Raw genomic sequence first — 20,845 nt, 5'->3', positions numbered from 1 at the left:
GGCAGTGGCGAGTCTCGACCTGAAGGTCCGCGTCCCGCTAGCCGGTGAGGCGGGCCGAGAAGTTCGCATTGTAGCCGTCGTCCCTGATGAACCTGAGTTCCAGCCAGTCGGTCGGAATGAACTCGGGCAGCCCACCGAAGATACTGATGCCGTTGCGTTCCTCAAACTGCGCACGGATACGGACGTCGATATCGAATCCAGGAGACTTGATGACGTCAATCCTGAAGCCGACTTTACGCGCGGACATCAAGACCCGGTGCAGGTCGAGCGTGTTGTAGGCGTAGTTGTCGTCGATGTTCCTTGTGACTGAGGCGACTTTGCGGCGAGCGTCGGGATCATCGGTTTCCCTGGCGAAGAAGTCCTTGATGTACAAGAACCCTCCCGGCTTGAGCACGGTCCAGGCGTTCCTGATGACATGCTCCGGCCGTTCCGCATGGCCGAGGGATTCGAGGAACATCACGCCATCGAACGTTTCCGGCGGATAGAGACTCGGCAGATCGTCGTAGTTGCCCTTGCGCACAGACACGCGGTCGCCGACGCCGGCATCGGCGAGAACCCGACGGGCCAGGTCTACCTGCACCTGTGAAATGGTCAGGGCCTCGATGGTCACCGGCAGTTGTTGCGCGAAGAACGCGGCTGGTCCGCACACACCGCAACCCGCGTCGAGCAGGTGCTGGCCCGGCCGCAGGCCAATGCTCGTGATGTAGTAGTGGAGCAGGTCTTGCGTGCTGGCGGGGCGGCACGCCTCGATCAGGTTCTCGCCGACCTCCAGGTACCGGTGGGTCCACTCGTCGTAGTACCGCTCGACGTCGGCCGCCGCGGTGCGTGGCCAGCCGCTCATCCTGCCTGTCTGGTCAGCACGTCCGGATTCTGCGCACTGACACGTTTCAGCAGTTCGCTTTCCGACACCTGCGAGTACTCGTACGGGATGGACCTGATGTACGGCAATCCCTGGGGCTCGGCCTTGCAGTTGAACTTGAAAAAGAAGTCCTTGTCCACCGTGTACAGGTCCAGCCGCGGCTGCTCACCCGACGTGTTGTAGTAGTAGTAGATGTGGTCCGGCTTCTTCGGCACCATGATCAGCTGCACGGCGAGGCGGACGGTCTCCGACATATTCGGATACGACCAGTGAATCACGCTGTCGTCGAGCACAGCGGCTTCGCCACGCTTGAGTTCAAGCGGTTCGAAATACTGCGTCGTGAGCTTGAGCGCGATATCTTCGAACACATCGGGCATGTTCGCAGCCCGCATGGCATCGAACACGTTGTGACTTCCGCGAAGGACGCCGAGGGTACCGTTGCCCTTCCGGACATCAATCATCGGGATCCAAATAGTCACGGACTTGTGTTCGGGCTCCTCCACAAACGACGGGTTCTGGTGGATGCCGAGTGAGGTGTTCGGACCAGGCGGCTTGTCGTGAATATTGATGACCAGCGGCTCATAGTCAACAAGCAACGTATTGACGATGTCGTTTGTGTACGCATGAATCTCATCGTAGATTCGCTGCTTCCACGCGGAGTCGTTGTGAAATGCACTGAGATGGAACGGCGTCTTGATGTGGACGTTGTCGTGATCTGCGTCGGCTTCGAGTTGTTCCACAATTGCGGTAAGCCCTGCAATCTGGTCATCAGAGAATAAGGTCGTGATCGCGACACCCGAGCGGGTCAGCTCCGCCTGTAAGGCCGGGTCTCGCAGGATAGGCTGCGCGGTCGCCACTGGACTTGTCATCAGTCATCCCCCAGGGCCCGGATTGTACTACGGGGCGGATCGCTTATGATCCGGGCGCGAGATGATCGAAACGACGTATTCTTCAGAACCGCAGTTGGCCCGACCACGCCTGTTCTTCTCGCGGATGGCGGCGGACCTGGTGGTGGCGCACCAGTTGGGCTGGCGGTTGGCGATACGCAACCTCCGCAGCAAGTACCGGAGATCGCTCCTTGGCTATATCTGGGCCGTCCTGCCGGTTCTCACCACCACATTGATCTGGGTTGGCCTGAATGCCTCAGGTTTACTGTCCATCCGGGATACCGGCATTTCCTATCCGGCATTTGTGCTCGTGAATATCACGCTGTGGCAGGGGTTTGTCGATGCGCTCCTCAGCCCACTTCAGCAGATGGAGTCGGCGCGGTCCATGTTGACCAAGGTGAACTTTGCTCGCGAGTCCCTCATCATTGCCGGGCTGGTCGAGGTGCTGTTCACGTTTGTCATTCGGCTGGTGCTCCTCCTGGGTGCGCTGGTCTGGTTCGGGGTGCCGCTTGCGGTCACGAGTGCGCTGGCGCCGCTGGCCATTCTGGCGTTGGTGCTCCTCGGAACCACGCTGGGCCTGCTGCTCCTGCCCCTGGGCCTGTTGTACGAAGACGTGCAGCGCGGCCTGATCATCGCGTGCAGCCTTTGGATCTTCGCCACGCCGGTGTTCTACCCACCGCCGACCCACTGGCCGTATACCCTGATTACCTATGTCAACCCCGTCACTCCGCTCCTGGTGACGGCTCGCGAGTGGTTGACGCTTGGCGTGTTGTCCCAACCCGTGGCGTTTGTGTTGGTGACGGGCGCGTCCCTGATCGTTGGTGCCGCAGCCTGGGTGCTCTATCGCCTGGCGATGCCGCATCTGATCGCCCGCATTTCGAGCTGAGGTGGACGTGACCGGTCCAACTCGATCAGACACCCTCCCGCTTATTGAGGTTGGCGGCGTGTCGAAGCGTTTCTGCCGCGACCTGAGTCGGTCCCTTCGGTACGGCATCCAGGACATCGTTCGCGAGGTGGTTCCGCGCATCGGTGGGACCGACTACCTCCGTCCCGGAGAGTTCTGGGGGCTCCGCGACGTCAGCTTCGAGCTCCGAGCCGGCGAGTCGCTCGCGATTGTCGGCGTGAACGGGTCAGGCAAGAGCACGCTATTGAAGCTGATCAGCGGGCTGCTGAAGCCGGACGTGGGGCAGATCACGGTCCGTGGCAGAGTCGCCGCGCTCATTGAACTGGGCACCGGGTTCAGTCAGGTCCTGACTGGCCGGGAGAATGTGTTTGCGAACGCTGCCGTGCTGGGGATGTCCAGTGCGGAAGTCAACGAGAACGTCGAGGACATCATCGACTTCTCCGGCGTCCGGGAGTTCATTGACACGCCCCTGCTGTACTACAGCAGCGGCATGGTCATGCGCCTTGCATTTTCAGTGGCCGTCCACCTGAAGCCCGACGTGCTGCTGCTTGATGAGGTGCTTGCCGTTGGTGATATCGCTTTTCAGCGCAAGTGCCTTCGTCACATCGTGCGATATCTCGATTCTGGCGGGTCGGTGGTGTTCATTGGCCACAGCCCTCATCTGTCTCAGAGCATCTGCCAACGCGGCATTCTGCTGGAGCATGGGAGGATGGCCTTTGTGGGCGGCATTACCGAAACACTCGACTGTTACCTCACGCGACTGCAGGATGGCGTTCTCCAGTCGGCCGCAGGTGAAACAGACGTCGTGGGTGGCACAGACTCCTCGTTGGCGAACGCGGATCCCTCGAAGGGGCTGCTGAAATCAGCAGCGGCGGGCGAGCCCGTCGTGATCGACTACGCTGGCGTCCAGCCACTGTCGGGCGACGAGTTGTTGGTCGGTGATGAGGCGGTGCTGATCGCTCGCTATCGATCGCACCTGCAGATGGACGATATGCGATGTGCGTTCTTCGTGTTCACGGCTGACCTGTGGGTCTGTATCACCGTGCTGACGAGTCCTCCGCTGACGATCGTGGCGGGCAACAATGAAGTTCGTGTCCGGGTCCGTCTGCCCCTGGTGCAGGGCCAGTACGCGGTGAAGTGCGCCATTGGGAGAGGCGATACGCTGGAACCGGTCGCAACCCTCGGCTGGGAGAACACGTCGCCGACGTTTCGCATTGCCGGCTCGCGCGATCGCCTTCGCGTCAACCTCTCGAGCCTGGCTCCGCTCATTGAGGTCGATGGCGTCTGGACGCTGCCTGGCGGAGAGTAGGATTCAGCCATGACACACAGGAGGCCGATGTTCACTGATCCGCGCATTCAGGCTGAGTTTGACGCCAACGGGTATGTGAAGATCCCGTGGCTCACCGGTGCAGATGTCAGTCTGCTGAATGCACTCTATGCCCGGCTCTTCGTGGAGGCGCGCGATGGGTTTTTTGTCTCGTGTGCGCTGCCCGATCCAGGAGTCAAAGCCGCCGTCCGTGATGGCATTGCCGGCGTGTTTGAACCATCCTTGCGCGCGACCTTTGTCAGCCCAATCCCACTGCAGTGCTCGTTCATCACCAGGACGCGAGGTGATGGAAAGACCGACTATATTCCGGCGCATCAGGATTGGACGTTTGTTGACGAAACAACGGGAGACGTGTCCCTGAATGTCTGGTGTCCGCTCGAAGCCACACACGCCCGCAATGGCAACCTCTGGATCGTGCCTGCGAGTCATCGACTGCCGCGTCATCCGCGCCTGGCCGAACCGTCGCCGACCGCGTACCAGGCCTACTACGACGTGCTGAAACAAATCGCCGTTCCAGTACCGACCCAACTCGGCGAAGCGTTGGTGTTCGATAATGCAGCGATCCATTTCTCATCGACTAATCAGACGGAATCGTTGCGCCTGGTTGCCGGCGCGACCGTCATTGATCGGTCATCGAACCCGGTACTGTATTACCAGAATCAGGAAAATGCCGGGATGTTGGACGAGTACGAGTCGGGTCCCGAGTATTTCCTCCAGAAGCCATTTGGCACCCGTCCGGACACGTTCGTGCGCAGTATTCCGAAGACCGAACTCGTCGATGTGGAGGGCGAGATTCGCCGGCTGTATCCCACAGCAAGGCTGCCTGGGGTGAGTCACGCCGCTTCACCGGAGGCTCCACCCCCTCCTGTGGAAAAGGGAAGGTCAGTCCTGCAGAGACTATTCGGACGCCTGGCCGGATCAGGCAGGGGGCTCAGGTCGTGATACTGCCGCCGTTGAGCTGCAGCGTCTGCGCGGTTATCCAGCTTGCCTCGTTCGACGCGAGGTAGACGCATAGCGCGGCGACATCGCCGGGTGTGCCTCGACGTCCGGTTGGAATCGCCGGCAGGTTGAGCGTTGGGCCGGCGGCGGACTCGATCATGCCGACCGCGATGGTATTTGCGGTAATCCCGAACCCCGCGTTCTCAAGGGCGAAATGCCGCATGAACGAGATCGCGCCGCCTTTTCCGGCCGCGTATGGCGAGACGCCGATCGAAAGGCCGGTTGTCCCTGCTCCCGATGAGATGGTGATCACGCGGCCGAACCGGCGCATGACCATGCCGTGAAGGACCACGTGACAGCAGTTCATCACACCGTACAAGTTCAGATCGATGCCTGGCCGCCACTGGTGTGGCTGGCTCGAGGCAAACGGCACGGTCGTCATGCCGGAAGGCACGCCGGCGTTATTGACAAGCGTGTCGAGGGAACCAAGCTCGGCCTCAAGGCGTTCGATGCCGAATCGGACCGCTTCGTAGTCACAGACATCGAACGGAGCCGCCACCGCCTGGCCTCCGGCCGCTGTGATGTCCTCTACGGTCCCCCGCGCGCGATCAATGCTGATGTCGTTGACCGCGACTCGTGCTCCTTGTGCGGCAAACATGCGGGCGATGCCCGCGCCCACGCCCCGCCCGGCTCCGGTCACGAGGGCGGTGCGGCCACTGAGGTCGAACATGCCGATTCCTCCACTCAAATGCGAGCGCTGTTGTGCTCCGTGAACAGGCGTTCCAGTTCCTCTCCTGTCAGAGGAGGCGCCTGATAGCCCTGGATTCGGTCTGTCACCGGGTAGGTCGGCCGCTGGCCGATCAGATGTCGCAGAAAAAACGCGGTATCAACTTCGAAATAGTCCACATCACCGGTGGCTGGGTCGAGGTAATAGTGAACGGGCCGAGCCTCCGACGGGATCATGCTCAGGCTGGCGACAACGCGCGGACTGGGCGACTGATTGGCCTTTGATGCGTGAACCAGCGCGCTGTTGTGAATGACGGCGTGCCCCTCTGGCACAGTGACCTGCTGCAGGTACCTGTCTCGGACCACCTCTTGATGAGGGTCGAGGCAACTGGGATAGAGGACGCTTGCCCGGAGCCCGTCAATGAACAGGTGGCTGCCCGGCATCACGCTCAGGGCGCCGTTCTCAGCGGTCAGAGGCGTCAATGGAGCCCAGACGTTGATCGACACATAGTGGGCTTCATCCACCATGTTCCAGTCCTGGTGTGCGGCGAGCGCGCTGTCTGACCCAGGCAACTTGACCATGTAGCTTCCCGCCAGCGCGCGGTAGTCAGCCAGCAGCGGAGCCGTCAGCGCCAGCATCACCGCCTGGATTCCCTCGCTCACCCGGTCCCGGTAACCAGGATCCGGGCTGAACATGACGCTGTAGAATCCCGATTCGATCCCCGAGGGAAGCGAGTGGTAGAGGTCAGTCAGCATCCTGATGTGTTCGGCCGAAAGAAGCGGCACAACCACATAACCTCTGGTGGCGAACTCCTCCTGCAACGCAGCGTCGCGGAATGTCGCGCGGGGACGCAAGGTGCGTCTGTGTATCGGATGTTGCATGACGGCGGCCTTGGGCACTCTAAGGTGATCGTCGGTCAGCCAGGGCCGCGACAAGCTCCTGTTCCGAGCAGCTGGGTACGGTGTGAGGAAATTCGGCAATCAGGAACTCATCGGCCGGCTTGTCAAACAGAGCGCGGTTGATGACGAACTCCCTCGATGACCGGTACTTCTGCATCCGCCCGAGCTCAGGCTGGTAGTAGTAGGTATGAGGCTCCATTTCCTTCGGATGCATGACGACCTGGAGCGCCGTCCTGGTTCTGTCGGACGAATTGGTGTTGGTCCAGTGGATCAGGCTGTCATCAATCACCACACATTCGCCCTTTCTGACTCGAAGCGGCGTAAACAAGTCCCGCATCGTCTGGCTCAGGCTGTCAAAAATCCTCGGGTGGTTCAGGGATCGCATCGGGTCGACCAGCTTGTGACTGCCTTCCACTACCTCAAGCGTGCTGTTGGACGCGTCGGTCTCATCCAGAGGGATCCAGAAGCTAACAGAAGTCGCCACTGATTCATCAATCAGGGTGGCGTTGCAATGCATGTCGGTGAACCGGTCGCCTGGCTCTTTGCTGAAAATGTTGATCGAGTAGACCTCGTAGTCTTCCGCAATTTCATCCGTCCTCGCTTGAACGGTCGGAAGAAGTGCCTCAAAGAGGAATTTCTTGTATTCGGGATCCTTGTTGAACAAGGTCAGCTTGTAGCCGGCGGCGATGTACATGTTGTCGTGGTCCCCGGCATTCAGGAGTCGATTGACCAACTCGACAAATCGATCCATGGGTTCCCCACCCAGGAAGGGAGTCACCACAAAGCCGGATTGTTCGAGCTTCCTCTGAAGCGCCTCATCCCGAAACGTCTTTCTCATCGATGACCCGTCCTCCTGCGTCGAAGAATACTACGTTCGTGGTGCGCTATCATGAGCGGCGTGAATTGGTCTTCTCGCCTGATGGCGCGGTTCTCCCGGTCGGTGGCCCGGGAGGATTCGGCCGTGCGGCCGGCGTTCCATGATGCCGCGGTACAGCAGCAGTTCGATTGCGATGGTTTTGTCGTCGTGCCGTTCATCGATCCCGATCGACTGGAACAGCTCCGGCAGTTGTTCGCGACGGTGGACTCGGGAATTGGCTCAGGATTTTATGTCAGTCTGCACAGCAGCGACGTGAGTCACCGTGTGGCGGTGGGCGAGGGGCTGCAACGAATCTGCGGCGACCTCCCGGCACGGTATCTGCGGGACTACCGGATGCTGGTAGGGACATTCGCTGTTAAGTTCCCAGGTCCAGGCGGCGAACAAGGCGCCCACCAGGACCTCTCGTTTGTTGACGAGAGCCGTTTTGCCTCAGTGAACTGCTGGTTTCCGCTGGCAGAAGTCGGGGCCAACGACGGCCCCTTGATGGTCATGAAAGGCAGCCATCGACTGTTTCCGAAGAACCGGGGCCCCTTCCAGCCGCTGTTTCACCGACCGGGGCTCCGCGATGTGATTGTCAGCCGCTACCTGATCGCGCCAGAGGTCAAGGTCGGCGAGGCTGTCCTGTTCAACAGTCGTCTGGTGCACTACTCGCCGCCCAGTACGGGCGCACGCGCGCGCGTGGCTGTCTTGCTCTCGACGATCCCTCGGGAAGTCGAGCCGCGTTTTTACTATACGCATCCGGACGGCGGCATCGAGGTGTTCAAGGTGGCTGCAGACTTTTTCTACCGGTTCGACCCTCGTGCCGAGCCGGCAGATGGCACCAGCCTCGGACGCCTCTCGCAGGCCACTCCCGTGATTACGGCAGAGGATATCGCCCGTTTCTATCGCCAGCACCCGGAGCTCAGGTGAGGGAGCGCCGCAGCGCGTTCAGTGCTGATTCGTCCTCGGGCACCGCAATGCCCCGCGCCCCGCACGCCAGCCGGGCCACTCGCTCGCGCGAGGCGAGCGGGATTGGCAGCGCGTGAAGTGGCAGTTCCTCGGGCGTGCCGTCGCGCTGCCTGCAGGTCTGCTCAACCGCTCGCTCGATTTCGTCCGGCGGCGATGGCATCCTCAAGTGTTGCATCGAAGCCCTTGAACGGTTCCGGGTCGTCCGCTGAACATGCGGAGATCGCATTGAGATCCACCGCGATCATTCCCCTCGCTCTCGCGGGCCCGCCAGCGGACCGCAGATGTCTATACTTACATCCGTTGTTATGTGCGGCATTGTCGCGATCGTGACGCCCGAAGCGTGGGGGCAATCGGCGGCCACGGTCACCCGAATGGTCTCGGCGCTTCGGCATCGGGGCCCCGACAGCCAGGGTCTCCATGATTTCGGACGGTGCGTGCTGGGCAGTGCCCGCCTCAGCATCGTCGATGTGGACGGCGGAGACCAACCCATCCTCTCGGCCGACGCCCAAACCGGGGTGACTTTCAACGGGGCCATCTACGGGTTCAGGCAACTGAAGGCGGCACTCTCCGACTTTCCGTTCAAGACCGGCACCGACACAGAAGTGATTCTGGCGCTGCATGCGAAGCACGGCGACGGCTTTCTCTCCCACCTGCCCGGCATGTTCGCGTTTGCGCTCTGGGACGGTCCTCGCCAGACGCTCACGTGTGCGCGGGATCGTTTCGGCGAGAAGCCGCTGTATTTCGCGCAAGGGTCTCAAGGCGAGTTTGTTGTCGCATCAGAAATCAAGGCCCTGCTCGCATCGGGCCTGGTCGAGCCGGTTCTCAGTCGGCAGGCCTTGAGTCACTACATTCAACGCCTGCACGTCCACCCGACCCAGACGATCTACGCCAACGTGCACGTGCTGCCGCCCGCGCATATGCTGCGTTTTCACAACGGCCGGCTGGAGGTGGCGCGCTATTGGGAGCCGCCGGACGTGACCGAAGGCATGACAATGCCGGACGCGGTGGAGCGATTTCGTGAATTGTTCGACGCGGCCGTCCAGAAGCAACTGGTGGCCGACGTCCCTGTCGGCGTGTTCCTGAGCGGGGGTGTTGATTCCAGTACCGTCGCGGCCGTGGCCAGCCGCCACACGCAGGGATTGAAGACGTTTTCGTTCGGATTCCGCCAGGGCGTCGAGAATGAGCTGCCGTTTGCGCGCGGCATGGCGGCACGTTACGGCACGCACCACTTCGAGCTGGCCGATGAAGATGTCGACGTGTCGGCGCTGCTCTGGCGAATGCAGGACATCTATGACGAACCGTTCGGCGATTCGTCCAACATCCCGACGTTCCTCATCAGTGAGTTCGCGAGGCGTCATGTGACCGTGGCGCTTGGCGGAGACGGCGCGGACGAACTGCTCGGCGGATACCTGTGCTGGTCGCGTCACCTCCTCAACGCCCCTGCCGGCACCAGCCCGCTTGTGTATCGGTACGCACACGCCGACCGCGTCTACTTCACGCCGGAACAGCAGCGGCAACTGGGACACACCGGCGAGACAGACTCCCTCATCGACTATCGACGGTATCGGACTGGGACGGTGGGCGATATGCTGCGGTTCGACATGGAACTCTATCTTCCCGGTGACGTACTCGTGAAAACCGACCGGGCATCGATGGCCAGCAGCCTCGAGTTGCGTGCGCCATTCCTTGATGTGGACGTGGCCAGCTTCTGTCTGTCGCTTCCCGACCATCTGAAGGTGGACGACGCGCGCGAGAAACTGCTGCTGCGAGAGGCGTATGGGTCATCGTGGACGCCAGAAATTCGCACCCGGGCCAAGCAGGGCTTCGGGGGCCCCATGAGCGAGTGGCTCGCCAGTCCGGAACTCGCCGAGATGAAGCGCGAGTATCTCGGCGACCGCAATCAGTCAATCTTCGGCGTCCTCGATTTTAATGGGGTGCAGCCGTTCGTCGAATCCAACAACCAGCAGACGTGGAGCCTGCTCGTGCTCGCCCTCTGGATGTCCAGGCACCCATGCAGTCTGCCGGCAAACTGATCAAGGCGGAGAAATGGTGGAACGACAAGGCGCCGCCGGTGTTGGGCCTGGCGTTTTTCCTGCTGGCCATCAGCGATGGTGAGATTGCCCTGGCTCGCGCTGCGGCGATGCTCGTCGCGTTCATGGTCACGTTCATCGGCGTGGCGGGTTTCGGCCATGTGATCAACGACCTCTGTGACGTTGACCACGACCGCGCCGTTGGCAAGCACAACACCATGGTGGACCGGTCGCGATGGCAGACGGGCGCCATCCTGGCGTTGCTGATGGCCGTGGCGTGGCTACCCTGGCTTGTCCTGCCGGCCAACCGCTGGAACCTCTCGCTGATTGCCCTGCAGTTGCTCCTGCTCACCGTCTACGCCGCATCGCCGTTGCGGTTCAAGGCGCGGGCGGTTCCCGGTGTGATCACTGACGCCTTGTACGCGTACACGGTTCCGGCACTCATCACCTGGACCACGTTCGGTCACATGGTGGGGGAACCCGTGTCGCGGCCGCTCCTGATGGCGGCGCTGCTCCCCTGGTCGTTCTGTGCCGGGCTCCGCGGCATCCTGAACCACCAGTATCTCGACGCCGACAACGATCGGCGTTCAGGGGTCACCACCTTCGCGACGCGCTACGGCCCTGCCGTCACCCTCAGCCTGCTCAGCCGGATCGTGCTCCCGGCCGAGGCTATCGGTTTCGTGGTGATGACGGTCGCCTACGGGGTTGACCTGCGTTTCTACGTCGCCGGCGTACTCGCCTTTTTCGCCTGGAGGGTCTTCCAACTGACGTATGTGATGCAGACGACACTGTGGGTTCCGTGGCGGCTGGCCCCTGAACTCGCGGTGAAGCTCTACGGATACGAACTGCTCAGCGAGTATTACCGAGGCTGGTACCCGCTGTTCATGCTCGTCGGACTGTCGTGGCGTTGGCCCGAGTACGTCGTGCTGCTCGTGGCCTATCTTGCGGTCTTCCAGAACGGCCTGGTGAACTTCTTCAGATACGATCTCAGGTCCATTCCGGCAGGGGTCGCCAGAATGACACATCGAGATGGCTGACAACCGCGCCTTCGTCTACGTCGTCTGCGGTGCGGCCGTCCACATGCGGACCCTCCATCGCTCGCTCGAGTGCCTGCGCCCGAGGACTTCGTCTCCCATTGTCGTCGTGACCGATAGCCGGAGAAATGAGATTCCGATCGAACACGACACCGTGATCGACATCGAAACTCCATCCGGCTTCGACCACCACCAGGCCAGCATCTTTCTGAAGACGAGCCTGCATCACATCCTGCCAGGCGGGCGCGTGTATGCCTACCTCGACGCAGACGTCATCGCGACGGACACTGGAGTTGATGCCATTTTCGAGCATGCATCCGGGCCCGTCACGTTCGCCCGCGATCTGACGCACCTCGATAGTCGTGTGGCGACGTTCAGTCCGTGGGCCGTGCGGTGCGGATGTCCTACGGATCAGGGACTTGCGTGCGGCCACCTCGCCGACGCCATCGCCGCGAAGTTCCAGGTGCACGTGCCGAACGACTGGATGCACTGGAACGGCGGCGTGTTCCTGTTCGGTCCGGAGTCGGCGGCGTTCATGGACACCTGGCACCGCCTGACGCTCGAGATTTTCGAAGACCCGTATTGGAAAACACGAGATCAGGGAACACTCATCGCCACGGTCTGGATCCTGGGCTTCCAGGATCAGCGCTGCCTGCCCGCGCAATTCGACTTCATCGTGGACGACAACAACCCGGACTTGTGCTTCGACAGAACGACCGGATATTCGCTTCACGAGTCGATCCCGCGAATCCACCCGTCTTTCCTCCACCTGTACCACGCGGATCTGGGTCGCCCAGGATGGAACCTGGCGGCCGATGTGGAAGGACCACTTGAAGCGCGCAGCCACGCCCGCGATGCCCGCGTCGTGTCAGCGCCATCGCCCTCGCATGAGGTTGGTTCAGTCGGCGGCGTCCGTGAGGTGCCGCAGTCGACGTACGACGTGATCGTTGGCGTGCCGCGCGGGTCGGTGGGTGGCCACGATGAGTTCGCGGAAAGCCTTGTCCGATCACTGCGCGAACTCGGTACCAACGCGGGCCTGCTGCTGACAGAGTCGCGGCCGATCGCCTCCGATGTACCCGCCGGCCTCCGACGTGCCGATCGTGGCGTTGCCCGTCGCGCAGGATGCGAGCTGGGGCACGCGATGGGGGACACTCGTCCGCGTGCTCGAGGAGCAAGCACCCTGCATCTATATGCCGGTGGGCGACTGGCGACACTCCAATGTCAGTGCACACCTGTCCGAACGCGTGCGAATTGTCGGCGTCGTCCGGGACGACAATCCCCTGGATCTCGATCAGGTGGACCGCCTCGGCTGCTACTGGAACGCCATCGTGTGTGCCACTCCCGCGCTCGCCGCGCGTGTGGCGGATCGACATCCCGAACTGGCCGATCGAATTGTCATGATTCCGGCGGCTGAATCCGTCAGTGACGACGTGACAGCGGCGTGGGCCGCCCTGTTCGGCCGAATCATGGAGCCGGAACACGGGTTCACTCGCCCGAAGGGGCTTCTGCGGAAGCCCCCGTACCATGTCGGCCACACCGATGTGCTGCCGGTCCTGTACTTTCGAGGCATAGCTGGTGTTGGGGTCTTTCCTTCCTACCGCGAAGACTACGAAGACTATCGGAGCGCCCTGGGGCCATCGCAGGCCCTGCGCGTGCCTGAATGGCGCCCGGAGTTGGTCCAGCCGTACCCGGTGATTGTCGCCGCCCCGGCGGTTCCGGACCCGGCGGCCGATCGCGTGGTGCGCAGGCTTGCCAGTGGATTACAGAACGCTGATCACCAGAGCCATGTACTTGTAGCCTCAGGCGCCCGCTCCGCGCTAGAGACCGGGCGCTTCGGCACCGGCGTCGCCGTGTGTGATCTGCAGGGCGGCCCCGCATTCTGGCGCACGGATTGGCGCGCGCTCGTGAAACACCTCGAGCGACATGCGCCGTGCCTGTTCTTGACCGGCGGGGACGAATGCCACTCCCGGGCCCTGCCGCATCTCTCGCGTGAGGTCGGCGTCATTGCCCGTGTTGATGACCTGAGCCCGGCGTCACTCGAACGCGTTCGCACCACAGGCCGTTTTTGTGATGCGCTCGTTGCCGGTGATCCGACAATCGCGGCTCACCTCGCGGACGTTGATCCAGCCCTCGCGTCACGTATCGTGACCATTCCTGTTCTCGACGTTCCTGGCCGCATGGCCGTGCGCGCACTGCCGTGGCACGCACCGCTCGAAGTCGTTGTCGCAGGGGAGGCCTCAGAGATCGCCGCGCTTGGCACCGCACTGGCCGACGCGGGTGTCCCGGTGGCGCTGACCGATGCCCGCGACCAGACTCCCGCTGTGTTCGCGGGCCGCGATGTGTTCGTGGTGCTCGGCGATGCCGGCCGGCACTGGGCGCAAGTGGTGCACGCGATGGGACAGGGGTGCCTGCCGGTCGTGACGCGCGGCAGTGCCGCGGTCGCGGACCTGGTGCAAGACGAGGTCACCGGCTACTGCGTGCCCAACCATGATGGGGCCGCGTTAGTCGCCCGGTTGAGTGCGCTGCAGAAGAACCCGGCTCTCTGCCGCGGATTGGCCGTCCGCGCGTTCCGCCGGATGATGGCCGACGACCTGATCCCGGCCTACATGACGCTCTTCGAGCGAGTGCTGCGCGAGATCGAATTCGCGCTGCACGAAACAAAGGGCCGCCGTGACACGCGCGGCTGAGGGTTCAGCCGGGTCTAAAGACCCGGCCTCCTTCCGGATGGAGGCCGGACCTCCAGGTCCGCCTGATCGTTTGCCGTCGGTTTGCGTGGTGACGAGTGAGATCGTCGGCCCGCCAGGAGGCGGAGGCCTCGGCACGGCGATGACCGGCCTGGCGGAACACCTCGCGGCATCCGGCTGCCGCGTGTGCATCCTGTATACCGGCACCATATCGGCGCCAGACATCCGCATCGACCCCTGGAAGGCTCGATACGCCGACCGCGGCATCGAGTGGGTGGCGCTCTCCATCGAAGAGCTCAAGGGGCTCGCCGGTCCAGTGCGAGATCACGGTTTCGGCACGCCGTACCTCGTCTACCAGTACCTCTCGACAAGGCGTTTCGATGTCGTCCACTTCAATGATTACGGCGGGGAGGGCAGCTTGTGCCTTGTCGCCAGGAAGCTCGGTCTGGCGTTTCGAGACTCGCTGCTGGTTGTGGCCCTGCACGGGCCATCGGAGTGGGCTCTTGAGTTAAACAAGGCGCGTGCGACCACCTTGGTGCAGTCGGCTCTCAACCATGCCGAACGGCTCAGTGTGAAAACCGCCGACGTGCTTTGGAGTCCTAGTCAGTACCTGCTCGATTGGGCCCGGCAGCACGCGTTTGAGTCGCCGCGGCAGACCATCGTGCAGCAGTACTGCCTTCCCTCACCGCCTTCCATCCCGAAGGAGGCCGGGTCGCTAGACCCGGCTACACCCATCACCGAGCTTGTGTTCTTCGGCCGGCTCGAAGCGCGAAAGGGCCTGCCACTGTTTTGCGACGCGCTCGACCAACTGCACGACACGCTGGTCGATCGACGGGTCACAGTCACGTTCCTGGGAAAACCCGGGGTGTGCGCGGGGATGGATGGTCTGGCCTACGTGGCCAGGCGCGCCAAGGCCTGGCGGTTCGGCGTCAAGGCCGTGACTCACCTGGGCCAACCGCAGGCGATCGCCTACCTGCTACGGGGCCGGAAACTCGCCGTCATGGCGTCGCCGGCCGACAATTCTCCGTGCACGGTCTATGAAGCGCTGTTGTGGGGCATCCCGTTCCTGGCCGCCAGGGTCGGGGGCGTTCCCGAACTGGTGGACCCGGACGATCACAGCCGGGTGCTTTTCGACGCCACCCCGGCTGCGCTGCACGAGGCCCTCCTGCGCGCCCTCGACGATGGCGCGTGGATCGGCGCACCGGCAATTGCTCAGGAAGAGACCCGGCGCCTGTGGCTGGACTTTCACGCAAACTGGATGACCTATCTCACGCCAGTCGCGAGTCCCGGGACCTCCGCGAGCGTCGTCGCAATTGTCGACGGTGGCTCGGCCGCCGATCTCGACAGGACGCTGACGTCGCTCGCGGCCATCAAGGCCATCCGACGCGTTCTGGTCCTCAGTCGCGACGGCGCCGCCGACGTGCCGGCATCAAAATCGTTTCCGGTTTGCAATATCGATCTGTCAAGAAACGACACAACCGCGCTTCATGACGAACTCGCAACGCTCGACGCGAAGGCCGTGCTGCTGATCCACGCCGGCATCACGGTTCAGGCGGTGGCTTTTGCACAGATGTTGCCCGCGCTAACGATGGCAGACATCGATGGCCTCCAGTCTGCAGGGGAGGTGACGCGTGGCACGTCGCGGAGAATCATCCCGCCTCTGGGCGGAGATCCGGTCTTCACACGATGGGAGGGCGCCACGTTCACCGGTGGCCTCCTGGTGCGTGGCGAGGCCGTCATGCGCGCACTTCTCGGGCACAGCGTCGCCGGCGAGGACGCGTTTGCGACACTCGTTGAACACTTTGTGAGTCAGGGACTTGAGATTTGGCCGTATCCACTGCCCGTCTTCGAGCGACCATCCCAGTGGCAGGCCCTGCCCGCGAGGTGGCCGCGGTCCCGCGCACGTGAACAGCGGCCTCGACGCAGTCGGGCGGTCTGGGCGCTGCGCCTCATCGACGTTGGACTGGCCCCGGTGGTGCGTGTTGCGGCGTCCTGGCGCCGGCGCCTGAGCGCGATTCGCTCACGCCGGTGGATCAATCGTCTCGACGGGTGACGAGGTTTGTGCCAGACTTTGTCCACTCTTCATGCTGAGTCTCTGTATCTGCACCAGGAACCGTCCGCTCGAAGTTGAGCGATGCGTGGGTTCGCTGTCGCGATCATGCAGGCCGGAATCAGGCGATGAAATCGTCATCATCGACGATGGAGATTTGGCTGATGTGTTCGTCTCGACCTTGCGCGAGCGCGCAACAGCCGCCGGGTTTGGATTCACGTACCATCGCAAGCAGGTACAGGACGGCCTGTATGCATCGAGAAGAGTCGCCGCATCGATCGTGACCGGCGACGTCATCGTCTTTCTCGACGACGACGTTGAGGTCCCGGAGGATTTTCTGAGCAAGCTGCGGGCCCACTACGAGCAGGATTCGCAGTTGATGGGTGTCGGGGGTGTGGATGTGGCCCCCGGGGGCTCGTTTGCCGGGTATCTGTTCCGCCGCATCTTCCTGATCGCCGGTCGCAAGCCCGGCCGTTTGAGTGTGACGGGTATGGCCGGGTCCGCGTACAAGTGGCCCCACGAAGGCCGGCCCTTCGACACAGAGTTCATGTGCGGGTTTTGCATGACCTACCGACGCAGCGCGGTCAGTCAGTTGCTGCCACTGCCGTGGCTGGTGGGGTATTCCCCTGGCGAGGATCTGCTGGTTTCGAAACAGGCCGCGCGCCATGGCCGCCTGCTCATCGATCCGGCGCTGCAGGTGGTGCATCACCATTCGCCGACCAACCGATGGGACAGCGTGAAGTTGCGGTCGCAACTGATTCTGTTGGCCATCCCGAGCATGCGCATTCTCAGGCCCACCACCGCCGCCCGAGTGCTCATCCACTGGTCTATTCTGGGCAGCTTGATTCACCCACTGCTGGCCCTCCGCTGGAAAGAGTTCGTGAAGACGCTGAACGCCGTGATGACACCCATGGCGAATTCGCCTCAAGGTTTCTCCCTTGATCTGGAAGGCGAACACGTGTCGCCGCCCGTGACCGCGCAGACGCGGTCGGGGCCCTCGGAGTAGGCGCTCCGGCAGGTGTATCCTCAATCCATGGCGACAGACCCCGAGAATCCCCCACGCGACCAGGCGCCAGACGATGAGATCAGCGACGACGTGCTGAACTGGATCTCGGGCGGCAAAGACGCGCATGGCTGCCCGGCGTGCCCGCACAGCGCGCTCGGACCGTCCTATCAGGACGGCGCGCACATCCTGGTGGACGGGTCAATTTTCCAGGACGGCGCGTTCAAGCGGAAGCTGTAGCCCGTCAGTGCTTGAGTTTCTTGCCGACGTTTTCGACGGCTTCTCCGACTTTTCGCTGAACTTTTCCAACGGTGTCCTGGACTTCGCCTGAGGCCTGATCCCGCACGCCCTCGTCTTCGAGCACCGGGTCATTGGTGATGCGGCCGACGGTCTCCTTGACCTTGCCCTTGACCTTGTCCACTTTTCCTTCACGTTCGTTCTTGTTCAACATCTGATCTCCTTTGTGCGTGTGCGTGTGCGTCGTGTGAGTCAGGCCATGGGCGCCGGCGGCACCCCAGGCGGATCGGTCATCGGTGGATCCATCGGTGGTGGATCAATGTTCGGCTCGCGCTCCACGTCCGGCGCCTGCGGATCAGTGGGCGGCACCACCGGGGCCTTCTCGGAATCGGGTGGCACCACGTACGTCATGGCGTTAGAGCGCACGGCTGTCAGCTCGCAGAAACGCAAGGTTGGACGGAATGACCTGCAGCAGGTCGCCCTGCTTCTCAAGGAAGCCGTGCTTCTTGAATTTGCCCATGAAGAAGTTCACGCGTGAGCGGGTGGTGCCGACCATCTCTGCGATGACCTCCTGTGACACCTTCGGGAGCGCATACCGTCCATTGCAACGGCTGTCGCATCCGGCGAGCGTGAGCAGCGTGTGGATGAGCCGGTCCTCGCCCGAGCACAAGAGCTGGACCGTCAGATCCGTTTCAAGCGACGCCTTGCGCGCCAAGGTGTGCGTGATGAATCGCTCAGAGATGGCCTCGTCCGCACGAATGAGGCGGGTCATCTCGGTTTTCTTCAACACCAGCAGTTCGGTTTCGATAAGGGCTGTGGCGGTCTGCCGTCGGCGGCTGCGACCACCGAGCACGTCTTCGCCGAGGAACGAGCCCGGTCCCATCAGACCGAAGATTGCGCCCTTGCCTGACGCCCCCGACACCGAAAGGCGCACACGGCCCTCTTCGATGTGCATCACTGTGTCGGCGTCGTCGCCCTGATAGAAGATCACTTCTCCTGGCCAATGGCGCACGACCGTGAAGGACGCGCTCGTTGTTTCCAGCAGACCGCGCAGCGACAGAGTGGGGTTGCTTGTTGAAGTTCGCATGCGCCCTTACAGTGCAACTCCTGTGCCGAACCCCATTTTGGTGTTTTTGCAGTGCGAAGCGCGAGAAACGGAAGGATCACGACCAAGCCGCGCCAATGACTCGGCACCCGGTTACCCAACGTTGGTAATGTCTTTCTGCGCGGGAATCAGGCCTGCTCGCGATCGGAGATTCCGCATTCCTTCATCTTGTTGAGCAGTGTCTTGTAGCTCACGCCGAGGTATGTCGCGGCTTTGCGGCGATTCCACCGAAAGCGATCGAGTGCCTCATTGATGGCTTTGTGTTCAGCACGCTGCGCCGCCGCACGTGCCAGGGTGGGCAGGTCCACCGGCTGTTCCGACGTGACATCCTGATCCCGTTGGTTTTGTGGATCAGGGAGCGGCACTGTTCGCGCGGCGCGAGGCAGTGACGTGGAGTCGGCCGACGCAGGCGCGGGCGCCGCAGCCGGCGATGACGTGACGGATCCGCGCACGCCCTCACGCGGCCGCTGAAGTTCGCTGAAGATGAATGTCTCATCCTGCAACACCACGAACCGCTTCATCATGTTCTCAAGTTCGCGGATGTTGCCCGGCCAGGCATGCGCCAGCAGGGCCTCCTGCAGCCGTTGACTGGGGCGGCGGAGCGGGCGGCGATACACGGCGGAGTACTTGGCCAGGAAGTACTCGATCAGCGCAGGGATTTCTTCGCGGCGCTCACGCAATGGCGGCACACGGATCTCGATGACCTGCAGGCGGTAGTACAAATCTTCCCGGAATGTGCCGGCCGCCATCATGGCTTCCAGGTCGCGATTGGTGGCGGCGATGATCCGGACGTCCACGTCGATGGTCTGGTTGCTGCCCAAGCGCGTGAGCGCACCGTCCTGGAGCACGTGCAGCAACTTCGCCTGGAGCGCCGCCGGCATTTCCCCGATTTCATCGAGCATCAAGGTGCCCCGGTGGGCAAACTCGAATTTGCCCACGCGCGACGTGCCGGCGCCGGTAAAGGCGCCCCGCTCGTGGCCGAACAGTTCACTTTCCAGCAGTTCCGCGGGCAACGCCGCGCAGTTGACCTTGACGAATGACTGGGTGCGCCGCGACGAGCGCCGGTGCAGTTCGCGTGCGATCACTTCCTTGCCCACACCGCTTTCACCACGCATCAGCACACCCACGGCGCTGTCGGCGACGCGGTCCACCATGTCCATCACCACGTGCATGGAATGGGAGTCGCTCCAGTAGGGCTGCAGTCCCTGCGGGTCTTCGGCCAACTGCGCTCCGAGGCGGGCAATCTCGGCCGTCATTGATTGACGCTCAAGAGCGTTGCGAATGGCGGCCTCCAGTGCCGCCTCGCCGAGCCCGCCGGGACTCCCGCCCTTCAGCACATAGTCTGTGGCGCCCAGACGGACGGCCTCGACAATGGTCGCAGGCGCCTGGCGGCCCGACAGCATAATGACCTCGGCCGTCGGCTGCAGACGCCGGATCTCACGCAACGTCTCCAGGCCGTCCAGATCGGGCATTTCGACGTCGAGCAGGACGATATGGGGCGCTGCACCGGTCTGCAGGTGTTCAAGCAGGGTGGCCCCGTTGTGATGGACATCAACGGTGTATCCGCGGGTCTGGAGAAAGACCTGCAAATACTCAGCGAACGCGGGATCATCATCAACGAGCGCTATACGGGCATTCATACAGGTTCCACCGGCAATGTCACGCAACTTGCACGAGTCTTGCCAACTTGGCACCACGCGCCCCCGCCCACAGAAATAAGCCGACGATGGGCGACAAGGTAGTCAACTTTTCCGTACGACCAGGGATCACAAGGCACCAGATCCGCAACAACCTCCGTCTCAGGCGGCGTGAGCGCGAAGCTGAGGACGCCGCCGTCGATCCGCGTCCGCAGGAGCCATTTCGGAGTTGCCGGCCCATGCGTCGATGCCAGATCAAGAAGGAGGGCGATCGCGTCCACCAGCGCATCCACGCTGTGGCCCGCCCTCACCGACACACCGGCAGCGATCCCCGAAGACTCGGTAAGCACACCGCGGCGCGTCGCCTGTGCCATGACCCGGTGGCACACTTCATCGGCAGCCACACGGACGCCGCCGTGACCCTCTCCCCGGTCAAGGGACGTGAGTTCTCCGGCGTGGTCCACCAGAGTTGTCAGCCGACTCAGGGCATTCACAACCCCCTTCATCGCGCGCGCGCGATCCGCGTCAGCCAACTGCCCGCCCTGCAGCAGATTCATGTAGCCCTGAGCCACGCCCAGCGGCGAGCGGAGATCATGGACAAAAACCTCCAGGAAGCGGCTGAACTGGTCAGGATTCGGAAGCACGTCTGCACTATATCGAATGCGTTGGCAGCCACGCAGTCACAGGCCGGATGTGCG

The 20,845-nt window shown here is 62.6% G+C and carries 21 protein-coding genes; 10 read left to right on the top strand and 11 right to left on the bottom strand.

What is annotated here, in order from left to right:
• Positions 1 to 37: 37 nt before the first annotated feature.
• Both IPL75_19765 and IPL75_19760 read right to left on the bottom strand, forming a co-directional pair.
• Positions 38 to 841, bottom strand: a complete 804-nt coding sequence (locus tag IPL75_19765) for a class I SAM-dependent methyltransferase (protein MBK9242434.1) — start codon at positions 839 to 841, stop codon at positions 38 to 40.
• Positions 838 to 1,728, bottom strand: coding sequence for a phytanoyl-CoA dioxygenase family protein (locus tag IPL75_19760; protein MBK9242433.1), 891 nt, complete (start codon positions 1,726 to 1,728; stop codon positions 838 to 840). The genes IPL75_19765 and IPL75_19760 overlap by 4 nt, the downstream gene beginning before the upstream one ends.
• Before the next feature lie 61 nt (positions 1,729 to 1,789).
• Here IPL75_19760 and IPL75_19755 point away from each other — a divergent pair, with 61 nt between their 5' ends.
• Genes IPL75_19755 through IPL75_19745 form a run of 3 tightly spaced genes read left to right on the top strand, consistent with a single transcriptional unit; the run spans position 1,790 to position 4,919 of the window.
• Positions 1,790 to 2,632 (top strand): ABC transporter permease, encoded by an 843-nt coding sequence (locus IPL75_19755; GenBank protein MBK9242432.1) that lies wholly within the window; start codon positions 1,790 to 1,792, stop codon positions 2,630 to 2,632.
• A gap of 58 nt (positions 2,633 to 2,690) precedes the next feature.
• Positions 2,691 to 3,959 carry an ATP-binding cassette domain-containing protein gene (locus IPL75_19750; GenBank protein ID MBK9242431.1) on the top strand — a complete coding sequence of 423 codons (1,269 nt, stop codon included), beginning with the start codon at positions 2,691 to 2,693 and terminating at the stop codon, positions 3,957 to 3,959.
• A gap of 9 nt (positions 3,960 to 3,968) precedes the next feature.
• Positions 3,969 to 4,919: a phytanoyl-CoA dioxygenase family protein gene (locus tag IPL75_19745; GenBank protein MBK9242430.1), complete on the top strand. Its 951-nt coding sequence runs from the start codon at positions 3,969 to 3,971 to the stop codon at positions 4,917 to 4,919.
• Here IPL75_19745 and IPL75_19740 read toward each other — a convergent pair.
• From IPL75_19740 to IPL75_19730, 3 genes are read right to left on the bottom strand one after another with little or no spacing between them, the layout of a single operon-like run.
• Positions 4,909 to 5,646, bottom strand: coding sequence for an SDR family oxidoreductase (locus IPL75_19740; GenBank protein MBK9242429.1), 738 nt, complete (start codon positions 5,644 to 5,646; stop codon positions 4,909 to 4,911). The genes IPL75_19745 and IPL75_19740 overlap by 11 nt on opposite strands.
• A gap of 14 nt (positions 5,647 to 5,660) precedes the next feature.
• Positions 5,661 to 6,542, bottom strand: a complete 882-nt coding sequence (locus tag IPL75_19735) for a phytanoyl-CoA dioxygenase family protein (protein ID MBK9242428.1) — start codon at positions 6,540 to 6,542, stop codon at positions 5,661 to 5,663.
• A gap of 1 nt (position 6,543) precedes the next feature.
• Complete coding sequence (locus tag IPL75_19730) at positions 6,544 to 7,380, bottom strand: phytanoyl-CoA dioxygenase family protein (protein ID MBK9242427.1); 837 nt, start codon at positions 7,378 to 7,380, stop codon at positions 6,544 to 6,546.
• 60 nt (positions 7,381 to 7,440) lie between these two features.
• Between IPL75_19730 and IPL75_19725 the strand changes: the two genes are divergently transcribed.
• A complete protein-coding gene (locus tag IPL75_19725) occupies positions 7,441 to 8,328 on the top strand; it encodes a phytanoyl-CoA dioxygenase family protein (protein ID MBK9242426.1) in 888 nt (295 codons plus the stop codon).
• On the opposite strand, the gene IPL75_19720 is transcribed toward IPL75_19725, so the two are convergent.
• Positions 8,321 to 8,527, bottom strand: coding sequence for a hypothetical protein (locus tag IPL75_19720; GenBank protein MBK9242425.1), 207 nt, complete (start codon positions 8,525 to 8,527; stop codon positions 8,321 to 8,323). The two genes, IPL75_19725 and IPL75_19720, sit on opposite strands and share 8 nt — an antisense overlap.
• A gap of 145 nt (positions 8,528 to 8,672) precedes the next feature.
• On the opposite strand from IPL75_19720, the gene asnB reads away from it, so the two are divergent.
• The 6 genes from asnB (at position 8,673) to IPL75_19690 (ending at position 17,408) form a co-directional block, all read left to right on the top strand.
• Complete coding sequence (gene asnB / locus IPL75_19715) at positions 8,673 to 10,400, top strand: asparagine synthase (glutamine-hydrolyzing) (GenBank protein ID MBK9242424.1); 1,728 nt, start codon at positions 8,673 to 8,675, stop codon at positions 10,398 to 10,400.
• Entirely contained in the window at positions 10,379 to 11,434 is a 1,056-nt protein-coding gene (locus IPL75_19710) for a UbiA family prenyltransferase (protein ID MBK9242423.1), read from the top strand. Before asnB ends, IPL75_19710 begins: the two co-directional genes overlap by 22 nt.
• 1,241 nt (positions 11,435 to 12,675) lie before the next feature.
• Positions 12,676 to 14,118 (top strand): hypothetical protein, encoded by a 1,443-nt coding sequence (locus IPL75_19705; protein ID MBK9242422.1) that lies wholly within the window; start codon positions 12,676 to 12,678, stop codon positions 14,116 to 14,118.
• An 88-nt stretch (positions 14,119 to 14,206) separates the two neighbouring features.
• Positions 14,207 to 16,168 (top strand): glycosyltransferase family 4 protein, encoded by a 1,962-nt coding sequence (locus tag IPL75_19700; GenBank protein MBK9242421.1) that lies wholly within the window; start codon positions 14,207 to 14,209, stop codon positions 16,166 to 16,168.
• A gap of 31 nt (positions 16,169 to 16,199) precedes the next feature.
• A complete protein-coding gene (locus IPL75_19695) occupies positions 16,200 to 17,171 on the top strand; it encodes a glycosyltransferase family 2 protein (GenBank protein MBK9242420.1) in 972 nt (323 codons plus the stop codon).
• Between the two features lie 27 nt (positions 17,172 to 17,198).
• On the top strand, positions 17,199 to 17,408 hold the full coding sequence (locus tag IPL75_19690) for a hypothetical protein (protein MBK9242419.1): 210 nt from the start codon (positions 17,199 to 17,201) through the stop codon (positions 17,406 to 17,408).
• Between the two features lie 4 nt (positions 17,409 to 17,412).
• Here IPL75_19690 and IPL75_19685 read toward each other — a convergent pair whose 3' ends face one another.
• From IPL75_19685 to IPL75_19665, 5 genes are all read right to left on the bottom strand, one after another.
• Positions 17,413 to 17,619: a CsbD family protein gene (locus tag IPL75_19685; GenBank protein MBK9242418.1), complete on the bottom strand. Its 207-nt coding sequence runs from the start codon at positions 17,617 to 17,619 to the stop codon at positions 17,413 to 17,415.
• A 38-nt stretch (positions 17,620 to 17,657) separates the two neighbouring features.
• Complete coding sequence (locus tag IPL75_19680) at positions 17,658 to 17,816, bottom strand: hypothetical protein (GenBank protein MBK9242417.1); 159 nt, start codon at positions 17,814 to 17,816, stop codon at positions 17,658 to 17,660.
• Positions 17,817 to 17,820: 4 nt separating this feature from the next.
• A complete protein-coding gene (locus IPL75_19675) occupies positions 17,821 to 18,492 on the bottom strand; it encodes a Crp/Fnr family transcriptional regulator (GenBank protein MBK9242416.1) in 672 nt (223 codons plus the stop codon).
• A gap of 146 nt (positions 18,493 to 18,638) precedes the next feature.
• On the bottom strand, positions 18,639 to 20,150 hold the full coding sequence (locus IPL75_19670; GenBank protein ID MBK9242415.1) for a sigma-54-dependent Fis family transcriptional regulator: 1,512 nt from the start codon (positions 20,148 to 20,150) through the stop codon (positions 18,639 to 18,641).
• Entirely contained in the window at positions 20,147 to 20,791 is a 645-nt protein-coding gene (locus IPL75_19665; GenBank protein ID MBK9242414.1) for a hypothetical protein, read from the bottom strand. The genes IPL75_19670 and IPL75_19665 overlap by 4 nt, the downstream gene beginning before the upstream one ends.
• Positions 20,792 to 20,845 lie beyond the last annotated feature (54 nt).

The organism is Acidobacteriota bacterium (assembly GCA_016716905.1).
Taxonomy (GTDB): domain Bacteria; phylum Acidobacteriota; class Vicinamibacteria; order Vicinamibacterales; family SCN-69-37; genus SYFT01.
The sequence above is the reverse complement of the archived record's forward strand: the minus strand, read 5'-3'. Positions and strand labels throughout refer to the sequence as shown.

Bases quoted from the DNA above. Each gene is read 5' to 3' on its own strand.
- IPL75_19720 (MBK9242425.1), bottom strand. From the start codon at position 8,527: ATGCCATCGCCGCCGGACGAAATCGAGCGAGCGGTTGAGCAGACCTGC.
- asnB (MBK9242424.1), top strand. From the start codon at position 8,673: ATGTGCGGCATTGTCGCGATCGTGACGCCCGAAGCGTGGGGGCAATCG.
- IPL75_19680 (MBK9242417.1), bottom strand. From the start codon at position 17,816: ATGACGTACGTGGTGCCACCCGATTCCGAGAAGGCCCCGGTGGTGCCG.
- IPL75_19740 (MBK9242429.1), bottom strand. From the start codon at position 5,646: ATGTTCGACCTCAGTGGCCGCACCGCCCTCGTGACCGGAGCCGGGCGG.
- IPL75_19765 (MBK9242434.1), bottom strand. From the start codon at position 841: ATGAGCGGCTGGCCACGCACCGCGGCGGCCGACGTCGAGCGGTACTAC.
- IPL75_19690 (MBK9242419.1), top strand. From the start codon at position 17,199: ATGGCGACAGACCCCGAGAATCCCCCACGCGACCAGGCGCCAGACGAT.
- IPL75_19755 (MBK9242432.1), top strand. From the start codon at position 1,790: ATGATCGAAACGACGTATTCTTCAGAACCGCAGTTGGCCCGACCACGC.
- IPL75_19745 (MBK9242430.1), top strand. From the start codon at position 3,969: ATGACACACAGGAGGCCGATGTTCACTGATCCGCGCATTCAGGCTGAG.
- IPL75_19685 (MBK9242418.1), bottom strand. From the start codon at position 17,619: ATGTTGAACAAGAACGAACGTGAAGGAAAAGTGGACAAGGTCAAGGGC.
- IPL75_19675 (MBK9242416.1), bottom strand. From the start codon at position 18,492: ATGCGAACTTCAACAAGCAACCCCACTCTGTCGCTGCGCGGTCTGCTG.
- IPL75_19760 (MBK9242433.1), bottom strand. From the start codon at position 1,728: ATGACAAGTCCAGTGGCGACCGCGCAGCCTATCCTGCGAGACCCGGCC.
- IPL75_19710 (MBK9242423.1), top strand. From the start codon at position 10,379: ATGCAGTCTGCCGGCAAACTGATCAAGGCGGAGAAATGGTGGAACGAC.
- IPL75_19730 (MBK9242427.1), bottom strand. From the start codon at position 7,380: ATGAGAAAGACGTTTCGGGATGAGGCGCTTCAGAGGAAGCTCGAACAA.
- IPL75_19695 (MBK9242420.1), top strand. From the start codon at position 16,200: ATGCTGAGTCTCTGTATCTGCACCAGGAACCGTCCGCTCGAAGTTGAG.
- IPL75_19670 (MBK9242415.1), bottom strand. From the start codon at position 20,150: ATGAATGCCCGTATAGCGCTCGTTGATGATGATCCCGCGTTCGCTGAG.